Source organism: Spirosoma aerophilum (genome assembly GCF_054782495.1).
In genome coordinates this window covers 1-19,184 of record NZ_BAAGSJ010000017.1, presented here as the reverse complement: position 1 = coordinate 19,184, position 19,184 = coordinate 1, and the positions used below count along the sequence as shown (strand labels likewise).

Annotated in this window: 12 protein-coding genes; 10 read left to right on the top strand and 2 right to left on the bottom strand. The window is 44.9% G+C overall.

Annotation, left to right across the window (positions count from 1 at the left end):
* The first annotated feature begins 6 nt into the window (after window positions 1-6).
* From ACYVK4_RS22335 to ACYVK4_RS22320, 4 genes are all read left to right on the top strand, one after another.
* Window positions 7-303 (top strand): muconolactone Delta-isomerase family protein, encoded by a 297-nt coding sequence (locus ACYVK4_RS22335; RefSeq protein WP_461129784.1) that lies wholly within the window; start codon window positions 7-9, stop codon window positions 301-303.
* Window positions 304-494: 191 nt separating this feature from the next.
* A complete protein-coding gene (locus tag ACYVK4_RS22330; RefSeq protein ID WP_461129783.1) occupies window positions 495-941 on the top strand; it encodes a barstar family protein in 447 nt (148 codons plus the stop codon).
* Between the two features lie 102 nt (window positions 942-1,043).
* Window positions 1,044-4,397, top strand: a complete 3,354-nt coding sequence (gene mfd / locus ACYVK4_RS22325) for a transcription-repair coupling factor (protein ID WP_461129782.1) — start codon at window positions 1,044-1,046, stop codon at window positions 4,395-4,397.
* A gap of 39 nt (window positions 4,398-4,436) precedes the next feature.
* Window positions 4,437-5,711: an SUMF1/EgtB/PvdO family nonheme iron enzyme gene (locus ACYVK4_RS22320; RefSeq protein WP_461129781.1), complete on the top strand. Its 1,275-nt coding sequence runs from the start codon at window positions 4,437-4,439 to the stop codon at window positions 5,709-5,711.
* Window positions 5,712-5,891: 180 nt separating this feature from the next.
* Here the strand turns inward: ACYVK4_RS22320 and ACYVK4_RS22315 are convergent, their stop codons facing one another.
* Complete coding sequence (locus tag ACYVK4_RS22315) at window positions 5,892-6,611, bottom strand: ComF family protein (protein ID WP_461129780.1); 720 nt, start codon at window positions 6,609-6,611, stop codon at window positions 5,892-5,894.
* A gap of 46 nt (window positions 6,612-6,657) precedes the next feature.
* Here ACYVK4_RS22315 and ACYVK4_RS22310 point away from each other — a divergent pair, with 46 nt between their 5' ends.
* From ACYVK4_RS22310 to ACYVK4_RS22290, 5 genes are all read left to right on the top strand, one after another.
* Entirely contained in the window at window positions 6,658-7,011 is a 354-nt protein-coding gene (locus ACYVK4_RS22310; RefSeq protein ID WP_461129779.1) for a hypothetical protein, read from the top strand.
* Between the two features lie 19 nt (window positions 7,012-7,030).
* Complete coding sequence (locus ACYVK4_RS22305) at window positions 7,031-10,333, top strand: DUF4175 family protein (protein ID WP_461129778.1); 3,303 nt, start codon at window positions 7,031-7,033, stop codon at window positions 10,331-10,333.
* Window positions 10,334-10,485: 152 nt separating this feature from the next.
* Window positions 10,486-12,348 carry a tRNA uridine-5-carboxymethylaminomethyl(34) synthesis enzyme MnmG gene (mnmG, locus tag ACYVK4_RS22300; RefSeq protein WP_461129777.1) on the top strand — a complete coding sequence of 621 codons (1,863 nt, stop codon included), beginning with the start codon at window positions 10,486-10,488 and terminating at the stop codon, window positions 12,346-12,348.
* A gap of 305 nt (window positions 12,349-12,653) precedes the next feature.
* Entirely contained in the window at window positions 12,654-13,301 is a 648-nt protein-coding gene (locus ACYVK4_RS22295) for a class I SAM-dependent methyltransferase (protein ID WP_461129776.1), read from the top strand.
* Window positions 13,302-13,849: 548 nt separating this feature from the next.
* A complete protein-coding gene (locus tag ACYVK4_RS22290) occupies window positions 13,850-15,613 on the top strand; it encodes a tetratricopeptide repeat protein (RefSeq protein WP_461129775.1) in 1,764 nt (587 codons plus the stop codon).
* 89 nt (window positions 15,614-15,702) lie between these two features.
* Here the strand turns inward: ACYVK4_RS22290 and thrC are convergent, their stop codons facing one another.
* Window positions 15,703-17,010 (bottom strand): threonine synthase, encoded by a 1,308-nt coding sequence (gene thrC / locus ACYVK4_RS22285; protein WP_461129774.1) that lies wholly within the window; start codon window positions 17,008-17,010, stop codon window positions 15,703-15,705.
* A 140-nt stretch (window positions 17,011-17,150) separates the two neighbouring features.
* On the opposite strand from thrC, the gene pruA reads away from it, so the two are divergent.
* The gene (pruA, locus tag ACYVK4_RS22280; RefSeq protein WP_461129773.1) at window positions 17,151-18,782 is read left to right on the top strand and encodes an L-glutamate gamma-semialdehyde dehydrogenase; all 1,632 of its coding nucleotides are present in this window, start codon (window positions 17,151-17,153) and stop codon (window positions 18,780-18,782) included.
* Window positions 18,783-19,184 lie beyond the last annotated feature (402 nt).

Here is a 19,184-nt window from a genome sequence, read left to right as displayed (position 1 = left end):
CAGCCTATGAGCCAATACATGGTTGAATTTGATCTTCCGGCCGTTCTGGATGAAGGGTTCGAAAACCGGATACCAGCCCAACGGCTCAAAGTAGACGAGTTAATGGAGAAGGGCTTTCTGTTGTCATACTCTCTTTCGGCCGATCGACAGAAACTTTGGTGCATTTGTAAAGCCGATTCAGAGTTGGAAGTAATGGAATCCATTTCCGAATTTCCGCTCATAAAATACATGACACCCATGATTACCGAGCTGATGTTTCATAACATGGTTGCCGCTCGAATACCTCTCTTTTCATTGAACTGAATCCGTGAAAAACCCTCTAAAAAAGAGGGTTTTTTTGTGCCTGCAAATTGTACTTTTGCAAGCCGGTTACAACCAAAATCGCTTAAGTAACCAGGGTTTAACTGGTTACATACGTTTACAACTTGCTGATTATCAGTTTTCACGTGAAACTTTTTTTAACAGCAAAACGACCTCTAAATTATACAAAACACATGACGCCAAACATCCTCATCTGCCAGTCTGAACGCGAACTTGAAGCCCGATATGCCACTGACTTCATTGCTCACATAGACGGAAAACATGCCACAACACTGCGGCATTTTTATGAAGAAATGGCCGACATTCTGGAGATTCCGAACTTCAGTTTCACCCTTGAAGCACTCAATGATTCGCTCAATGATTTGCAATGGCTAGAGGATGAACGAGTGGTTCTTTATTTAACAAATACGAACGAATTAATCGGAAAAGAGCGCGACCCGGCTAAGCTTGGAAGCGTCCTGAACATACTCGACGCCACCGCTGAAGACTGGAAATGGATCGACGAAACCGAACCCATTGACAAAAAAGAACTGGTCGTCGTATTTGAAGATAGCCCCCGTATCCGAAAGATGCTGGAAAAGGAAAGCATCGATTATGCGCTCATGTCGGAGTTGAAATAATACCCCGACGCAACAAATTTCCTCAAGCTACTGTTACCTTAGCGTGCCGCCGGAATGTCCTTCCAGCGGCTTTTCGTGCTTGACATACAACCTGACTTTCGCTTGAAACCTGAAGAATTGATCGGTATTTATACCGACGATAGTTTTATCAAATTGCTCACTGAACCGTTTAACCGGAAACCGTCCAGTGATCCTCAACGCTTACAGATTAAAGGACTGTCCGGTAGTTTGGATGCCGTTTTTGCTTCGGCAGTTTTCAATATGGTAGGGGGAAATCACCTCTACATACTGACCGACCGCGATGAAGCCGCGTACTTCTTCAACGATCTGCAGAACCTGCTTGGCCGGGAAGTGCTGCTGTTCCCAATGTCCTATAAAAAGCCGTATCAGTACGAAGAGGTAGAAAACGCCAACGTACTCATGCGGGCTGAGGTGCTGAACAAGCTGAATCCGGCGCCAAAAGATGGGCTTTTGATGGTTACCTATCCGGAAGCCATTTCGGAGAAAGTAATCAACAAGCGGTCTTTACAAGCCAATACGTTAACCATCCGGGTAGGAGAGAAGCTGGATACCCACTTCGTATCAGAACTGCTCCAAACGTATGAGTTTGAAAAAACAGACTTTGTGTATGAAGCTGGCCAGTTTTCGGTACGTGGTGGCATCATTGATGTGTTTTCGTTTGCCAGCGAGTTTCCTTTCCGTATCGATTTGTTTGGTGATGATGTCGAAAGCATCCGAAAATTTAACCCGGAGTCCCAGCTCTCGACCGACCCAGTTGAGTTCATTAATATCATACCGAATATTCAGACTAAGCTTACCCAGGAAAGCCGCGAACCCTTCTTCGACTTCCTGCCCGAAGCCACCACCGTCTGGGCAAAAGACGTAGAATTCACGCTGGAGATAATCGAAAAATGCTACGAAAAAGCCGAGCAGAGCTTTGCAACAGTGCTTGCCAATAGCGGGGGTATTCAGATCGTTTCGGATCCGAATGCATTGTTCGAGACTCGCCGAACCTTTCTGAATGAAATTAAGAAGTTTCGAACGGTGGAATTCGGTCGAAAGTTTTATTTTAAAACCGAAGGCCGCCAACAATACAACTCCAAACCACAGCCCTCCTTCAACAAGGATTTTAAGCGGTTGATCGACACACTCGGCGACAACCAGGCGAAAGGATTTACCAATATCATTGCAGGCGAATCATACAAACAGCTGGACCGTTTACGAACTATCTTCGAAGAACTGGACCCGTTTGTCAAGTTTCAACCCATGAACATTGGCCTCCGGGAAGGTTTCATGGACGAAGCGCTGAAAATCGCCTGCTTCACCGATCACCAGATTTTTGATCGCTACTATAAATACCGCGTTCAGGACAAGTTTTCCAAATCGAAGGCGCTCACGCTTCGGGAATTAAAAACGCTGCAGCCCGGCGATTACGTGACACACGTCGACTATGGTATTGGTCGGTTCGCAGGGCTAGAAAAGGTCGATCATGGAGGCAATGAGCAGGAAGCCATCCGACTGATTTATCGGGACAATGACATCCTGCTGGTAAGCATCCACAGCCTTCATAAAATAGCCAAATACAGCGGGCGCGAAGGTGGTCCACCCACCATGAGCAAACTTGGCTCGCAGGAGTGGGAGCAGAAGAAGTCACGCATCAGGAAACAGGTAAAAGACATTGCCCGTGAACTGATCGCGTTGTATGCCAAACGCCGGACAGCACCGGGTTTTGCCTACAGCCGGGATAGTTTTCTTCAGGCTGAACTGGAATCTTCATTTATTTATGAAGACACACCTGATCAGGCGAAAGCGACTAACGACGTGAAAGACGACATGGAGCGTCCGCACCCAATGGATCGGCTGGTTTGTGGCGATGTGGGCTTTGGCAAAACTGAGATTGCCATTCGAGCGGCTTTCAAAGCTGTTACGGATAATAAGCAGGTTGCCGTTCTGGTGCCCACAACCATTTTGGCCATGCAGCATTTCAAGACCTTTTCGGAGCGCATGGCCGATTTTCCGGTTAAGATCGAATACATCAATCGTTTCCGGACGGCGGCTCAGATAAAAGAAATCCTGAAAGGTGTGGCATCGGGAGAAATTGGTATTCTGATCGGGACGCATCGAATTGTCAATAAAGATATCAAGTTCAAAGACCTGGGATTACTGGTCATTGATGAAGAGCAGAAATTTGGCGTTAAAACGAAAGACCGACTCAAGGAAATGCGGGTTGAAGTCGATGTGTTAACATTGACGGCAACACCGATTCCCAGAACCCTGCATTTCTCATTGATGGGTGCCCGCGACTTATCGGTCATTGCCACACCCCCACCAAACCGCCAACCCGTTACGACCGAAGTGCATCCCTTTAATGAAGCGACCATTCGGGATGCTGTCAGCAATGAAATCCGCCGGGGTGGTCAGGTCTTTTTTGTTCATAACCGGGTAAACGACATTGAGTCGATAGGCAACTTGATTATGCGACTCGTGCCGGAAGCACGCATTGGCGTGGCTCACGGTCAAATGGAGGGCGATCGTTTAGAGCGTATCATGACGCGTTTTATAGAAGGCGATTACGATGTGCTGATTTCCACAAACATCATCGAATCGGGTCTGGATATACCCAATGCGAACACGATTCTGATCAACAACGCCCACTACTTTGGCTTATCCGACTTGCATCAAATGCGGGGTAGGGTAGGCCGCTCGAATCGGAAAGCATTCTGTTATCTGTTAACGCCACCGCCCTCGGTCCTGACAGCCGATGCCCGCAAACGACTCCAGACGCTCGAAGATTTCTCTGACCTGGGCGAAGGTTTCAAAATCGCCATGCGCGATCTGGATATTCGGGGAGCTGGTAATTTATTAGGGGCAGAGCAAAGCGGATTTGTGAACGACCTGGGCTTCGAGATGTATCACAAAGTGCTGGACGAAGCCGTTCAGGAACTTCGGGAAAATGAATTTAAAGACCTGTTCGAAACCAAACCAGGAGATCTGAAACTGTCCCTGCCGGATACCGTGATCGAAACTGATTTACAGGTCGTTATTCCCGAAAAATACGTTTCTAATATTTCGGAACGATTGGCGTTATATACTCGTCTGGATAGTCTTCAGAATGACGAAGAGTTACAGGCGTTCAGGCAGGAAGTAATCGATCGCTTCGGCCCAATGCCGGAAGAAGTCGAAAACCTGATCAAAATGGTGAACGTTCGCTGGAAAGCTGAGCAATTATACCTCGAAAAACTGACGCTCAAGAATAATATCATGAAAGGATACTTCGTTTCTAACGGGAACGACGAGTTCTTTAAATCAGACCAGTTTGGCAAGGTAATTGAGTACATCAAGCGGAACCCGACCAAAGGTTCGTTGAAAGAATCGAAAGGACGTCCAATTATTACACACTCAGACGTTTATTCTGTCGAGCAATTAGACGAAATAATGGGGTCGTTGACAAATTAATTACGATTTTTGCACCTACGTTTTACACAAAATAGAGCAATGATTCAAAAGTATCACCTGCAACGAGCGCTTTATGTGCTGCTGGCTACGGCGGCACTGGCATCTTGTAAGTCCAAGCACCCGACCAGTGTGCAGCCCGGCAAGAAGAGTACGGCGACGGGAATTGCTTACAACCAGAAGGACGGTTTCCAGGTAAAGAAATTTGCAGGACAAAAAGCTGGTCCAAACCTCGTGTTTATTGAAGGGGGTCGTTTTACAATGGGCGCCCTGGAAGAGGATGTAATGAACAGCCGCGATAACCGGGAACGGACCGTTTCGATTCAGTCATTCTATATGGATGAAACAGAAATGGCTAACGTTCACTATCTCGAATATTTGAACGCCATTTCCCGCGATTCATCCGAAGAGGTAGTGAAGGCGGCTTTGCCAGATACAACGGTTTGGGCAAACCCCTTATCTTTCAACGATTCGTACGTAACACAATACCTGCGGTATCCGGCCTTCCGCTACTATCCAGTAGTAGGTGTGTCTTGGGTACAGGCTAGTGATTATGCGGTATGGCGCTCTAATGCTGTCAATAATGAACTGGCAAAAGGAGGAGCACCCAAGGAAAAGAAAAAGGGGGGTGGTTTTTCGCTGAAGCGTAAATCGAAAACAGTTGAAGCACCGGCAATGGCCGAAGCAACAGCTTCTACAGCGGCAGGCCCGCCAAAGCCAAGCCTCGAAAGCGGACTTGTTTTGCCCGATTATCGTCTACCAACCGAAGCCGAATGGGAATACGCTGCTAAAGCACTCATAGGAACGCAATACATGGACGAGAATCAAATAAATCAGCGGATCTATCCTTGGGATGGTTCTTCGGTTCGAAATCCTAAGAAGGGCCGCAAACAGGGCCAAATGCTGGCTAACTTCAAACGGGGTCGTGGTGACTACGCAGGTATAGCCGGCCGTTCGAACGATGGCGCTATTATTACCGCAGAAATTTACGCCTATCCGGCTAATGATTTCGGTTTATATAACATGGCCGGAAACGTAAACGAGTGGGTGTATGACGTGTACCGTCCGCTTTCTTACCAGGATGTGAATGACTTGAACCCAATTCGTCGGAACGGTTATTTGGATGAATCCAAAAACTACGATACCAAGAATAAGCAGTCTTTAATTGACGATAAACTGCGGGTTTATAAAGGTGGTTCCTGGAATGATGTAGCCTACTGGCTGTCGCCCGGTACCCGTCGATTCCTGGATCAGGATTCTGCTACCGCAATGATTGGTTTCCGTTGTGCCATGATTGGCGTAGGTCGGAACAAGTAAGAACATAAGCTTTAGACATAATAAAAGCGGTCATTCAGAAATGGATGACCGCTTTTATTATGTCTAAGAAAATTCAACCAGGTTGGTTGTTAAAAATCTGAATGTATAGAAAAGAGTTGCAGAGTGCTTTTTGACTGCCCGTTTTTTGTAAAGTTGGAAGCAAACGAAAGAGGCTCCAGTTTATCGGTGTGCTGCGGCCAGAGTAAGGACACTAACTGATTTACAACCCGCTCGTAAAAGCTCAATAGCACAAGCTTCAATGGTGGCTCCAGTCGTTAAAACATCATCAACAACCGCCACATTTTTTCCAATTATTGGATTCTGATTGAGCACCGAAAATACGGTTTTCACATTCTCCCAACGTTCCAGTCGGTTCTTACGCGTTTGTGAGGCATAAAATCGGTTTCGGATCAGAACATCCGTGCGCATCGGAACGTTAAGTGCGTCAGACAGACCCTCTGCGATCCAGTCGGCCTGATTATAACCGCGCTGTTGCAGACGGCTCTTGTGCAACGGAACGCCAATTATCACGTCTATTTGCTCAGGTAATTTGCTTTCCGAGAGAAGCTGGTAGCCGTACCATTTTGCTAATTCTCTGGCTGCTTCCTTTTGTCCCTTGTACTTAATACCATGAATGAGTTTTTGTACAATTCCCCCTTTCGAAAAAAATACATAAGACGCTAAAAAGTGTATCGGCACTTTTCCGGCAAACTTATTGAGGAGATTCGTGTCATAAGGGTCCCGATGCTGGTTTGTTTCAGGTAATTGAATCCGGCATTTTGTGCATAAAACTTTTTCGTTTGCCCCCAATGACTGACTACAACCCAAGCAGAGGAAGGGGAAAAGCAAGTCGATAAAATCAGCTACTAATTTTTGTACTTGTTGAAAGAGCAAACGCATTCGTTCGATAAGATAAAACGTTGTAATTTAGGGAGAAGAATAAAATATGAGCATCGTCAACGAAAATACTACTGATAAATCCTGGGAAGAATTGCTTGACCAGTTGCAACAACTGGTAGGCAAACGCCCGGCCGATCTCAACGCCGTTCTGTTTCTGATAGGTGTGCAGGAATTAGGCACCGGACCTAAACGATTTTCTAAAGAAGCCAAACAGGATTTAATGCACATTGCTGTTTGCCGGGTACTCAGTTTAGAGGGCTATTATACGTTTGATGGACTCGACAAAGATGGCTGGCCTCAATGGACACTAGCGAAACCGATTCCGCATGGCGACTTGCTCGCACAGGAGAATTTCTTGAAAGCACACGTTATTAAGTACTTTGAGTCTCTACTAGTTTAACTACTCAATCTGAAATTTTATGCAATCAACTGCTGCTTATTCCACGTTGCTACAACGCATCGACGAGTATAAAAAACGGTATTTTCAGAATCAGTTAGTAAAGGGTAGTTTGTTCTTCATTGCCTTACTGGGGACCGGCTATCTATTTGTCAATACAGCCGAGTTTATTGGCCGCTTCAATTCTGTTGGTCGGGGAGCGCTCTTTTTTGGCTTTCTGTTAACGGTCCTTATTGGCCTATATATGTTGGTCTTGCGTCCCTTGCTGCAACTTTACGGATTGAGTAAACCGCTCTCGAACGATGAAGCTGCCCGCCAGATAGGCACCTTCTTTCCTGAGGTAGGGGATAAGTTGCTGAACACACTACAACTCCAGCGCATCTCATCGGACCAGAGTGATTTGCTACAAGCAAGTTTGAATCAACGGTCGCAGCAACTGCTGATCAATCGGTTTGCCAATGCGATTCAGATTAGCCGCAATCGGCAATTCCTTAAATATGCCATTCCACCCCTGGCATTGATCTTACTCATTCTGGTACTTAATCCCTCATTCTTTACCAAGTCGTCGACTCGGCTTGTCAATTACAATAAAGAGTTTGTGGAGGAAGCGCCCTTTCAATTTGTTGTTCAGAACAAAGACATGAAGGCTTTTCGGAATGAAGATTTTCCACTGTCCGTCAAGTTGAGTGGTGATGCGATACCTCAGGCTGTCTACGTAGTAGCCAACGGTACTCGCTTTAAAATGGATCAATCGGGAAGCCAGTTCAACTATAATTTTGATAACCTGCAACGGGATGTTGACTTCCATCTAGAGGCTTCCGGCTATAATTCGCCTACTTATAAAGTTTCATTAATCGATCGGCCGGCAGTGCTTTCGTTTAATGTTAAACTTGACTATCCCGCTTATCTGAATAAGCCATCCGAGCAACTTTCCAACGTTGGCAACTTGCTCGTACCACAGGGAACGATAGTCAACTGGGAGTTTGCTTCTGACCATACCGATTCTCTTTTGTTCCGATTCAATACCGATCCAAAGCCAACACCAGCCCGTCTTGTGGATGACAATACATTCGTGCTGAATCGTCGGTTAATGCAAAATTCAGCCTACACAGTTTCTTTGAAAAATGGGCAGGTTTCTTCTCCATCAACCATACAGTACAATGTTCAGGTAATCCCGGACCGGTTTCCGCAAATATCTGTTGATCGAATTCAGGACACGGTCACCTATAACTACATTGCGTTATCAGGCTTAATTTCAGACGATTACGGATTCTCAAAATTACGGTTGAATTATAAAATAAATCGTAACGGAAAAGCATCACAGTTATACGTTAAAGATATTCCGGTCAACAAATCGACAACATCGCAGAACTTTGTTTATAACTGGTCGCTGGATAGTTTGAAACTCGGTCAGGAAGATAAACTAGAGTATTTCGTTCAGGTTTGGGACAACGACGGGGTCAACGGAGCAAAATCGAGCCGCTCGAATCAGCTAAATTTCACGATCCCATCGAACGCAGAAATTCAAAAACAGGTCGACAAATCGGCGGAGAAAACCGAGGAGCAGATTGATAATGCCCTAAGCAAAACGCAGGCCATCAAGAAGGAACTCCAAACCATGGAGGACCGGATGCGTACCAAAAAATCGTCCGATTTTCAGGACAAAAAACAGCTTCAGGAAATTCTGCAAAAGCGGGAGGAGTTGATGAAAGAGGTTCAGAAACTGCAGGAACAGATGCAGAAAACGAACGATACGCAACAACGATTCGCGGAAAAAAACCAGGCCATGCAGGATAAAATGGAGCAATTACAAAAGCTTTTTAAAGATCTACTCGATCCGGAATCGAAGCAACTGTATGAACAACTGAAGCAACTTCTGGAGCGGAAACAGGACGAAAAAGCCTCAGACATGCTTGACCGTTTAACCCGGAAGGAAAAGAATATGGAACGCGATCTGGACCGTGCCCTTAAGCTTTTCAAGCAGATGCAACTGGAACAGAAGGTGAACAACATTGCCGAAAATCTGGAAAAGCAGGCTGAGCAGTTAGAGAAGCAGGCCGAAGAAAGCGCGAAGAAAAATGAGACGACACAGGAGCAGCAGAAGCAGCAGGAAAAGGCTCAGGAAGATTTCAAAAACACAAAGGAGCAGTTAAAGGAAATTGAGAAGCAGGCCGAGAAAGATGATTTAAACAAGCCTGAATCTTCTGAAAAAGAACAGCAGGAGATTGATAAGGACATGGAAGACGCGGCCAAGGATATGAAGAGCAACCAAGGTAAACAAGCCTCTTCAAAACAAAAGAAATCGGCTAAGTCTATGAAAGCCATGAGCAAAGCCATGAAAGAATCTATGCAGTCCTCTGAGATGGAAGAGATGCAGGAAAACATGGACGACCTCCGCAACATTCTTGACAACCTCATTACGCTATCCTTCGGACAAGAGCGTGTTATGAAAGATTTTCGGGGTATGAACTTGCAGGATCCACGGGTTACCAAGCTTTCGCAAGAGCAGCTAAAGCTTCAGGATGACGCTAAGATTATTGAAGACAGTCTTAATGCGTTGGCTAGCCGTGTTGTACAAATTCAGTCATTTGTAACGCGAGAGTTAACGAATATGAAATTTTATATGGATGAAAGCGTCCAGCAGTTAAAGGATCGCCGTTTAAGTATGGCATCTTCAAAGCAGCAATTCGCCATGACTTCCATTAATAACTTAGCGCTAATGCTCAGTGATGTATTGAAAAATATGCAGCAGCAGATGAACGCTATGGCTATGCCCGGTAAAGGAAAAGGTGGTAAGAAGGGCCAGAATCCAAGCGGGATGGGGGAAATGCAAAAGCAGTTAAATGCAAAAATGAATCAAATGCAGAAAGGGGGTAAGTCGGGAAGGGGCCTTTCTGAAGAACTTTCGCAAATGGCAGCTGAGCAGGCTATGATTCGGAGTATGCTTAAAAAGCTGGAAGAAAGTGCAAAGGGTACCGAAGCCGGTAAGCAACAGGAAAAACAGATAAAGGAATTGATGGAAAAAATGGATGAAACCGAAACCGACCTGGTTAACAAACGGGTAAATCCAAACACAATTAATCGGCAGAACGAAATCTTAACCCGTCTTCTTGAATCTGAGAAAGCGTTAAAGCAGCAGGAGGAAGATCCGAAACGGCAGGCAGAAGCCGCTAAGACAACGAAAAAGAGTACGCCAGCTTTTTTCGATTCAACAAATTTTCAGCAAAAAACGAAACAAGTTGAAGTTTTGCGGTCAGTTACGCCGAATTATAATCTTTTTTACAAAAAGGAAGCAAATCAGTATTTACAGAAAGTAAGTAAATAATCCTCTTTTTTTTTAAACCGCCGACTTTGCACTAAGGTCGGCGGTTTTTTGTTGCTTTTCTATCAATTCATAATCACGTTTTACCTTTTCAACAACTTTCAACAATTTTGTGAAAAGTTTCCACGTGAAACATTTTTCAAAAAGTTTCAAAAATGTATTCTTCATACGATGTCATTGTAGTTGGCGCAGGCCATGCCGGATGCGAAGCAGCAAACGCAGCAGCCACCATGGGTTCTAAAGTTTTGCTGATTACAATGAATATGCAAACCATTGCACAGATGTCCTGCAATCCCGCCATGGGTGGAGTTGCCAAAGGGCAAATTGTACGCGAAGTGGATGCACTCGGTGGTCTTTCGGGAATTATCAGCGATAAAAGCATGATACAATTTCGAATGCTGAACCGTTCGAAAGGTCCTGCCATGTGGAGCCCACGCTGCCAGAGCGATCGGAATGTATTTGCCTGGGAATGGCGAAAAGCATTGGAAGAAAATCAAAATGTAGATTTCTGGCAGGATACAGTCAATCAAGTCCTTGTTAAAGATGGCCGGGTTAAAGGCGTCAAAACAAGCTTAGGCGTTGAATTTACCGCCAAAGCCGTTGTTTTGACAAACGGTACATTCCTGAACGGCCAGATGTTTATCGGTGAAAAAGTGTTTGGTGGCGGACGAACCGCTGAACGTTCGGCTACCGGGTTAACGGAACAATTAGTCCAACTGGGCTTTGAAGCGGGCCGGATGAAAACCGGAACCCCACCCCGTGTGGATGGACGAAGCCTCAATTATGCCTTAATGGAAGAGCAGCTTGGCGACGAAAACCCAGGTAAATTTTCCTACACAAATACGGCGGCCCTTACCAGGCAGCGCAGTTGCTGGATTACCTATACGAATCAGGGAGTCCATGATGAATTGAAAACCGGCTTCGATAAATCACCGATGTTCACGGGTAGGATAAAAGGGTTAGGGCCTCGCTATTGTCCATCGGTAGAAGATAAGATCAATCGATTTGCGGATAAAGATCGTCACCAGATTTTCGTTGAACCAGAGGGTTGGGATACAGTGGAGGTCTATGTGAATGGCTTTTCAACGTCTCTTCCTGAGACCGTTCAGTATAATGCTCTTCGTAAAATACAGGGTTTTGAGAACGTACGAATGTTCCGGCCGGGCTATGCGGTTGAGTATGATTTCTTTCCGCCAACCCAATTAAAGCCAACGCTCGAAACGCAATTAGTTAATAATCTATTCTTCGCGGGCCAAATAAACGGGACAACCGGATACGAAGAAGCGGCTTGCCAGGGCTTGATGGCGGGTATTAATGCCCACCGCAACAGCAATGAAGAAGCCGAATTTACCATCAAACGATCGGAAGGCTATATAGGGGTTTTGATCGATGACTTAATCACAAAAGGTACCGAAGAGCCTTACCGAATGTTCACATCCCGTGCAGAATATCGGACTTTGCTACGGCAGGACAATGCGGATTTAAGGCTAACTGAAAAAGGGTATGCCATCGGTTTGGCCTCTCAGGAACGTTATGAAACAATGGTCACCAAGCGGGAAGGAATTGCCAAACTGACGGAAGCCATCCGGGCCACTAAAGTAAAGCCGGAAGAGATCAATGCATTCCTGGAGTCAAAAGGAAGTGCACCTCTCCGGGAAAAAGGTAGCTTGTATACCTTGTTAAAGCGTCCTGAAATCGATCAATCCAACGTAAAAGGCATTCTAAGCAATTTGCCGGATATGCCCAGTGGGGTAGGAGAGGAGACAATTGAACAAACGGTAATCGAAATTAAGTACGAGGATTACCTGAATCGGGAAAAGCAAAACGCCGATAAACTCGATAAATGGGAGAATCTTTCCATCAACCCGACCTTCGATTATGACCGGTTGAAAGCTCTTTCCTTCGAAGGTAAAGAAAAACTTAAACGTCTTCGGCCATCAACAATCGGACAGGCTTCGCGTATTAGCGGAGTGAGTCCATCCGACGTTTCTATTCTATTGGTCTACATGGGCCGTTAAAAATGAAAGGGTGTCAGCTTATTTCAGAAAGTTGACACCCTTATTGTATTCACTCAATTCTGACAACTGTTTTGGAAACCGTAACACAATGCCCAGTCTGTGGCAACCGCACGTTCAGCCCTTTTTTAGTTTGCGAGGACTACCTGGTTAGCAACCAAAAATTCACCATCCAGCAGTGTCAACAATGTAGCTTCCGATTAACCAATCCACGGCCAGATAATGAGTCGATAGGCGCTTATTACAAATCTGATCAGTATGTTTCACATAACGATAGTGGGGGTGGCGTAATTAATACAGCCTACCGTATGGTCAGAAATTATACGTTACGATCGAAACTAAATCTGATCAATAAGCTAACAAGTAAGCCCGGAAAAATTCTCGACGTGGGTTGCGGAACAGGTGCCTTTCTGGAAAGCTGCCGAAAGGGTGGCTGGTCAGTAACCGGTATGGAACCCGATCCTGATGCAAGGGCTATTGCCAAAGAAAGATTAAAGGCAGAAATTAAACCCGATCTGAAAGCGCTGACAGGAGCAGAACCCTTTGATATTATTTCGCTCTGGCATGTACTCGAACATATCCCGAACCTGAGTGAAACCATAAACCAACTCCGTGATTTATTAACTGGACAGGGGACCTTGCTGATAGCCGTACCCAATTCAGACTCGTACGATGCACAGCTATTCAAAGAATATTGGGCCGCCTATGATGTGCCGCGCCACTTGCATCATTTTACTCCCTCAACAATAGAGTCGCTCTTCAACAAACTTGGCTTCAAATTAGTTAAGCAATTACCCATGGTATTCGATGCCTTTTACATCGCCATGCTGAGCACCCGCTATCAGACTGGAAAAACAGATTATATAAAAAGTCTACAAGTGGGATTGTCGTCAAATGCACAGGCTCAAAAGACCGGTAACTCGTCCAGCTTAATCTACCTCTTTAACAAGGCATAGTTATTGCCTTATCAACACCATAAGTGTGGGATTTTAGACCAATCAGGTAAAGGTCTATTCTAAATTAAAAAAGTTAAACTTTTGTGTGAATAACTGTGTGAATAACTGGCTTACCCGGGTGGATAATTTGTTTACAAGCCGTGTGATGGCTGTGGATGAGTAGGGCAGTAATCCACATCGGTCAAAAAGAAGATGTGAATTGTGGAGAAACCCCAACATATACCGATTAGCTCCACAAATTTTCCCCAGCTCATGTTGTGCATTAAGTTTATAAACAAATCCACAAGATGTTAACACACAAAATGTGGATAAAATGTTATTTACCTTATTATAAGTAAATTAGGCGTGGATAATTAAAGCAGAACTTGTGGATATGTTGTGGTTCTTATCCACAATGAGTATCTTGAAGAGTGGACAACTTATTTATACACATTTCCACATGGCTAATAGTTGAAACAACGTTCTTTTTAAAAAAGCTTTTATATAAAATGTTAATAAGGTCAAAAGTCATTATTGCGCTAGTGTGGGTCTTGTCCGCTGGACTGGCCTTGGCTCAAGTCGGACCCACATCGGGCGGAGCGACCTTGGCCGAGGAGTATTATAAAGCCGGCGATTTTGAAAAAGCCGCGAATGAATATGCCAAGCTGTTGAAAACAGATGTGAACTGGACAAAGCTGTTGAGGTACGTCAATAGCTTGCAAAAAAGTAACAAGACCGAGGATGCGGTAAAATTCCTTCGCAAACAGCAGCGAAGCGACGAAGCCAACCGATCTTATTACGAACTACTCAGTGGGCAGTTGGCCACCCAGCAGGGCGACACCACACAGGCGAAAGTTCAGTTTACAGCCGCATTGCAATCGAGCCGGTCGTCAATTGCCAAACTCGAAAAGCTAGCTGCAGCCTTCAGTGAAGTCGGAGAGAGCCGCTGGGCCATCAAAACGCTCGAAACGGCCCGTGAGGTCAGCAAAGAGCAAACGGCCTACAGCGAGGAATTAATGACGCTGTATCGATCGACAGGGCAAACGGAGAAAGCAATCGACGAGATTATTTTGACGGGTAAGCAACCCGAGAAGAAAGAAACTGTTCTGGCCGCGCTTCAAGGGTTTATCAACACAAAAGACGAACCTCTTGTGGAAAAAGCCCTTTACTCCAAAATTCAGCAGGAACCGAACGAGTTGTCGTATAATGAACTTCTGATCTGGTATTTTGTCCAGAAGCAAAAATTTAGCCGTGCACTCCTGCAGGAGAAAGCAACCGATAAGCGCTTAAAGTTAAACGGCAGCCGGGTGTATGATCTGGGGATGTTGGCCATGAATAACAAAGAATATAAAACGGCTGCTGAATCATTCGAGTATGTATCCACAACTTATCCACAAGGTCAGCTATATCCATTCGCCCGCCGATTGGTCATCAGTGCCAGAGAAGAACAGGTCAAGAATACGTATCCGGTTGATAAGGTTGAAATCAGAAAATTGATCACCGATTACCAGAAAATGCTTCAGGAAATCGGCACAAATGGAAAAACGCTTGAAGCTTTACGTAGTACAGCAAATCTGTATGGCAACTACCTGGATAGCAAAGACACGGCTTTAACAGTCTTGGACTTGGCAATTGACCTGGGCAAAACAGATAAGAACTTTGTGGACCGCTGCAAACTCGATAAAGGTGATATCTACCTGTTGAAAGGGGAGCCCTGGGAATCGACACTGCTGTACTCTCAGGTAGAAAAGTCACAAAAGGAAGAGTTATTGGGTTATGAAGCGAAATTGAAAAACGCCAAGCTTCAGTATTACCGGGGAAATATGGCCGTGGCGAAAGATTTGCTGGACGTGCTTAAGCTGGCAACATCCCGCGAAATTGCCAATGATGCCGAACAGTTAAGTTTGTTAATTGTGGATAACACGGGTATGGATAGTACGGAAGCTGCCATGCGCCATTATGCGGATATCGATCTGATGTTATTCCAGAATAAAACAGAAGAAGCCGTTCAGGAATTGAATAAAATGTTGAAAACTTATCCAGAACATAGTCTCGTCGATGAAATCCTATGGCTGCGGGCAAATACGTATCTGAAGCAAGGTAAGGTAACAGAAGCCCTGGAAGACATGAAAAAGATCGTCGCTTCCTATCCAAATGATATACTTGGCGATGATGCTCAGTTTATGCTGGGGAAAATATACGAGGATAGACTGAAGGACAAGCAGGCGGCCATGGAAGCCTATCAAAAAGTATTGACCCAGTACCCTGGCAGTATCCACGGGGCAGAAGCACGAAAACGTTTTCGGGTGTTACGGGGAGATACGGTGAATTAGCTGTTGAAAAGAAACAGCTTTAATCAACAGAGTTATCCACAAAAAAGGCCCTATTCACAAGAATGGGGCCTTTTTTGTGGATAACTCTGCTAAACTGTTGTTAAAAACGATTCTTTGAATGCAGAATAGTCAGCTGTAATATGAATACTTTTTTTCGTTCGATGCGCTAATTCAGCCAGTCGTTCAGGAACCTCAACAGGTTCGTTAAGTACTTCTTCAACTAAAGGCTTAAATTTTGACGGATGGGCAGTGGCCAGCGCGACGCCGGTAAATTCTCGTTTGGCTTCAGCGGCATACTTTTCTAAGCCCATAATCCCAATAGCCGTGTGAGGACAGGAGACATAGTTATAAGAATCGAAAATTCGCTTCATCCCAACGCGAGTCTCTTCGTCATCAAAAAAGTAACCAGACACATTTGTCTTGAACTGTTCATAGTTGTCATTATACAAATGAGCAAGCCGGACAAAATTGCTCGGACTACCGACATCCATTGCATTGGATATGGTAGCGATAGATGCTTTAGGGACGTAATCACCTGTTTTAAGGTAATTCGGGACAACATGGTTGAGATTGGTAGCGGCTATAAAGTGGTTTACGGGTAGCCCCATTTTCTGAACGAGCGCACCAGCACTTAAATTACCGAAGTTGCCGCTAGGGGTGGAGAACACAACTGGTTTGCCATGGTGTTTTACCTGACCAAAAGCACTCACATAATAAAAGCCCTGAGGAATAAGCCGAAAGATGTTGATTGAATTAGCCGAGGAGAGGGAGAGATGCGCATTCAACTCGGCATCCACAAAAGCTTGTTTCACGATGGCCTGACAATCATCGAAGGACCCATCCACTTCAAAGGCCTGAATATTTCCACCAAGCGTTGTCAGTTGCTTTTCCTGCAATTCACTCACCCGGCCACTAGGATAAAGAATAGAAACCCGTACGCCCGGAACATTGTGAAAACCCATAGCTACAGCACCACCTGTATCCCCGGAGGTTGCAACCAGAATATTTACTTCTTTCTCTGTCTGTTTAGAAAAGTAAGACATCAAAGCCGCCATATAACGCGCACCGACATCTTTAAACGCCAGTGAAGGGCCGTGAAATAATTCCAGTACACCAACCTTGCCTTGCTCCAATTCAACAACCGGCGTAGAGAAAGGGAACGCACGATGCGTCAATTCTTCAAGATCTGCCTTGCTGATTTCGTCGCCAAACAAGGCTTGGCTTATGGCAAACCCAATATCGGCTAAGGATTGATTGGCAATAGACGAAAAAAAATCAGCGCCCAGATAAGGCAAAGAATTGGGCATATAAAGGCCCTTATCAGCTGGCATACTTTGAAAAAGTGCCTGCTCCGTAGAGACAGTTGCCGTAGGACTATTTGTACTGTAAAAACGCATGGACAATGTGAAAGTAGAAATACAAAGTACGCTAAATCAGATCAATGAATTGAAAAACGCGCATAAAATGTGGAAAACTCATGTGGATTAGTGGATAAGTAAGGCAATCCGTAAATTTGTAAAAATTCAAACACTTCATTATGTCATTTGGAACGTTCAATGTGCCAACGCCGGTAAACGAACCGGTAAAAGAATATCGTCCTGGCTCTCCGGAACGGGAAGCACTAAAAAAAGCATTAGCGGAATTCCGATCGCAGGAAACGGATATTCCAATGTATATAGGTGGCGAAGAAGTAAGAACGGATCAAAAACTTCGTATCGCTCCTCCCCATGATCATCAGCATACACTAGGCTACTTCTACGAAGGAGAGGCTAAACATGTCCAAAACGCAATTGATGCAGCGTTGTTAGCCAAAGAAGAGTGGGCTAACTTATCGTGGGAGCATAGAGCAGCTATTTTTCTCAAAGCAGCCGAGTTGATTGCCGGACCTTATCGAGCCAGAATCAATGCCGCTACTATGTTGGGTCAATCGAAAAATGCCTATCAGGCCGAAATTGACTCCGCCTGTGAACTGATCGACTTCCTGCGGTTCAATGTGCATTACGCAACAGAAATATATAAACAGCAACCCAGTTCAGCGCCGGGAGTATGGAACCGATTAGAGTACCGTCCGCTCGAAGGGTTCGTTTTTGCCTTGACGCCATTCAATTTCACAGCTATTGCCGGAAACCTGCCAACCTCGGCTGCACTGATGGGCAACACGGTTGTTTGGAAACCCGCATACACACAGGTGTTGTCGGCGAAAGTTATAATGGAGGTCCTGATTGAAGCAGGCTTACCAGCTGGTGTAATTAATTTGATCTATGTAGATGGACCCGTAGCAGGGGAGATCATTTTTAGTCATCCTGACTTTGCAGGTATCCATTTTACGGGAAGCACAGGTGTATTCCAGCAGATATGGGGGACTATCGGCGCAAACATTCACAAGTACAAGACGTACCCTCGTATTGTTGGTGAAACCGGCGGAAAAGACTTCGTAATGGTACACGAATCAGCTGATGCCGATGAGGTCGCTACAGGTTTGGTACGGGGAGCCTTCGAATACCAGGGCCAAAAATGCTCAGCTGCTTCAAGAGCATATATACCAACTACCCTATGGCCGGCAGTCGAAGCGAAGATGAAGCAATTTCTAAGCGAGATCAAAATAGGCGTAACAGAGGATTTTTCAAACTTTGTCAACGCTGTTATCGATGAAAGAGCTTTCAAAAAAATTACTGCTTATATAGAAGAGGCAAAAAAAACGGATAAAGTAAGAATAGTAGCGGGGGGTAATTTTGATGGAAGCAAGGGTTACTTCATAGAGCCAACCATACTGCAGGTAGAAGACCCGACTTACCGAACCATGTGCGAAGAAATCTTTGGGCCGGTGTTATCAATATATGTATACGAGCCGTCCGAATTCGAAAAAATGCTTGAAGTAGTCAATACAACTTCGCCCTATGCGTTGACAGGATCGATCTTTTCGAAGGACAGATACATCATTGAGAAGGCCGCCAAAGCCCTTCAAAACGCTGCCGGTAACTTTTATATCAACGATAAGCCGACTGGAGCCGTAGTAGGACAGCAACCTTTTGGTGGGGCGAGAGCATCAGGTACAAACGATAAAGCCGGTTCAGCCTTGAACTTATACCGTTGGGTATCAGCACGTACCATAAAGGAGACGTTTTCTCCACCCAAGTCTTACGAATATCCTTTTTTACAGGCCGAATAAATTTTTAGAAAAAGTTTTAAACATTACTTGCGTAAAGGATTTTAAACACCTAATTTTGCACTCCCAAACGACGAAAGAACAGGCGGACTAACAATCTAAATGCTTTTAAGTCAATTAGTTATAATTGGGAAATGAAAAAGTTGACAAAAAATATTTTCAACTTTTTCTTGACAAGAAAGAAAGAGTGTTGTACCTTTGCACTCCCAAATATAAGGAAGACCAACAACGGTTGGTCTTACAATCAGGCCGAAAGGTTTGAGACAGTTCTTTGACGTATTGACATCAATAGGTTAGCACTATTTAAGGCTATAAACATCGTGGTTCTTTAGCGAACCACAAACATATTTACGATGGAGAGTTTGATCCTGGCTCAGGATGAACGCTAGCGGCAGGCCTAATACA

Coding starts and splice junctions, on each gene's coding strand:
- ACYVK4_RS22335 (WP_461129784.1), top strand. CDS start 7: ATGAGCCAATACATGGTTGAATTTGATCTTCCGGCCGTTCTGGATGAA.
- ACYVK4_RS22330 (WP_461129783.1), top strand. CDS start 495: ATGACGCCAAACATCCTCATCTGCCAGTCTGAACGCGAACTTGAAGCC.
- ACYVK4_RS22320 (WP_461129781.1), top strand. CDS start 4,437: ATGATTCAAAAGTATCACCTGCAACGAGCGCTTTATGTGCTGCTGGCT.
- ACYVK4_RS22315 (WP_461129780.1), bottom strand. CDS start 6,611: ATGCGTTTGCTCTTTCAACAAGTACAAAAATTAGTAGCTGATTTTATC.
- ACYVK4_RS22310 (WP_461129779.1), top strand. CDS start 6,658: ATGAGCATCGTCAACGAAAATACTACTGATAAATCCTGGGAAGAATTG.
- ACYVK4_RS22305 (WP_461129778.1), top strand. CDS start 7,031: ATGCAATCAACTGCTGCTTATTCCACGTTGCTACAACGCATCGACGAG.
- mnmG (WP_461129777.1), top strand. CDS start 10,486: ATGTATTCTTCATACGATGTCATTGTAGTTGGCGCAGGCCATGCCGGA.
- ACYVK4_RS22295 (WP_461129776.1), top strand. CDS start 12,654: ATGGTCAGAAATTATACGTTACGATCGAAACTAAATCTGATCAATAAG.
- thrC (WP_461129774.1), bottom strand. CDS start 17,010: ATGCGTTTTTACAGTACAAATAGTCCTACGGCAACTGTCTCTACGGAG.
- pruA (WP_461129773.1), top strand. CDS start 17,151: ATGTCATTTGGAACGTTCAATGTGCCAACGCCGGTAAACGAACCGGTA.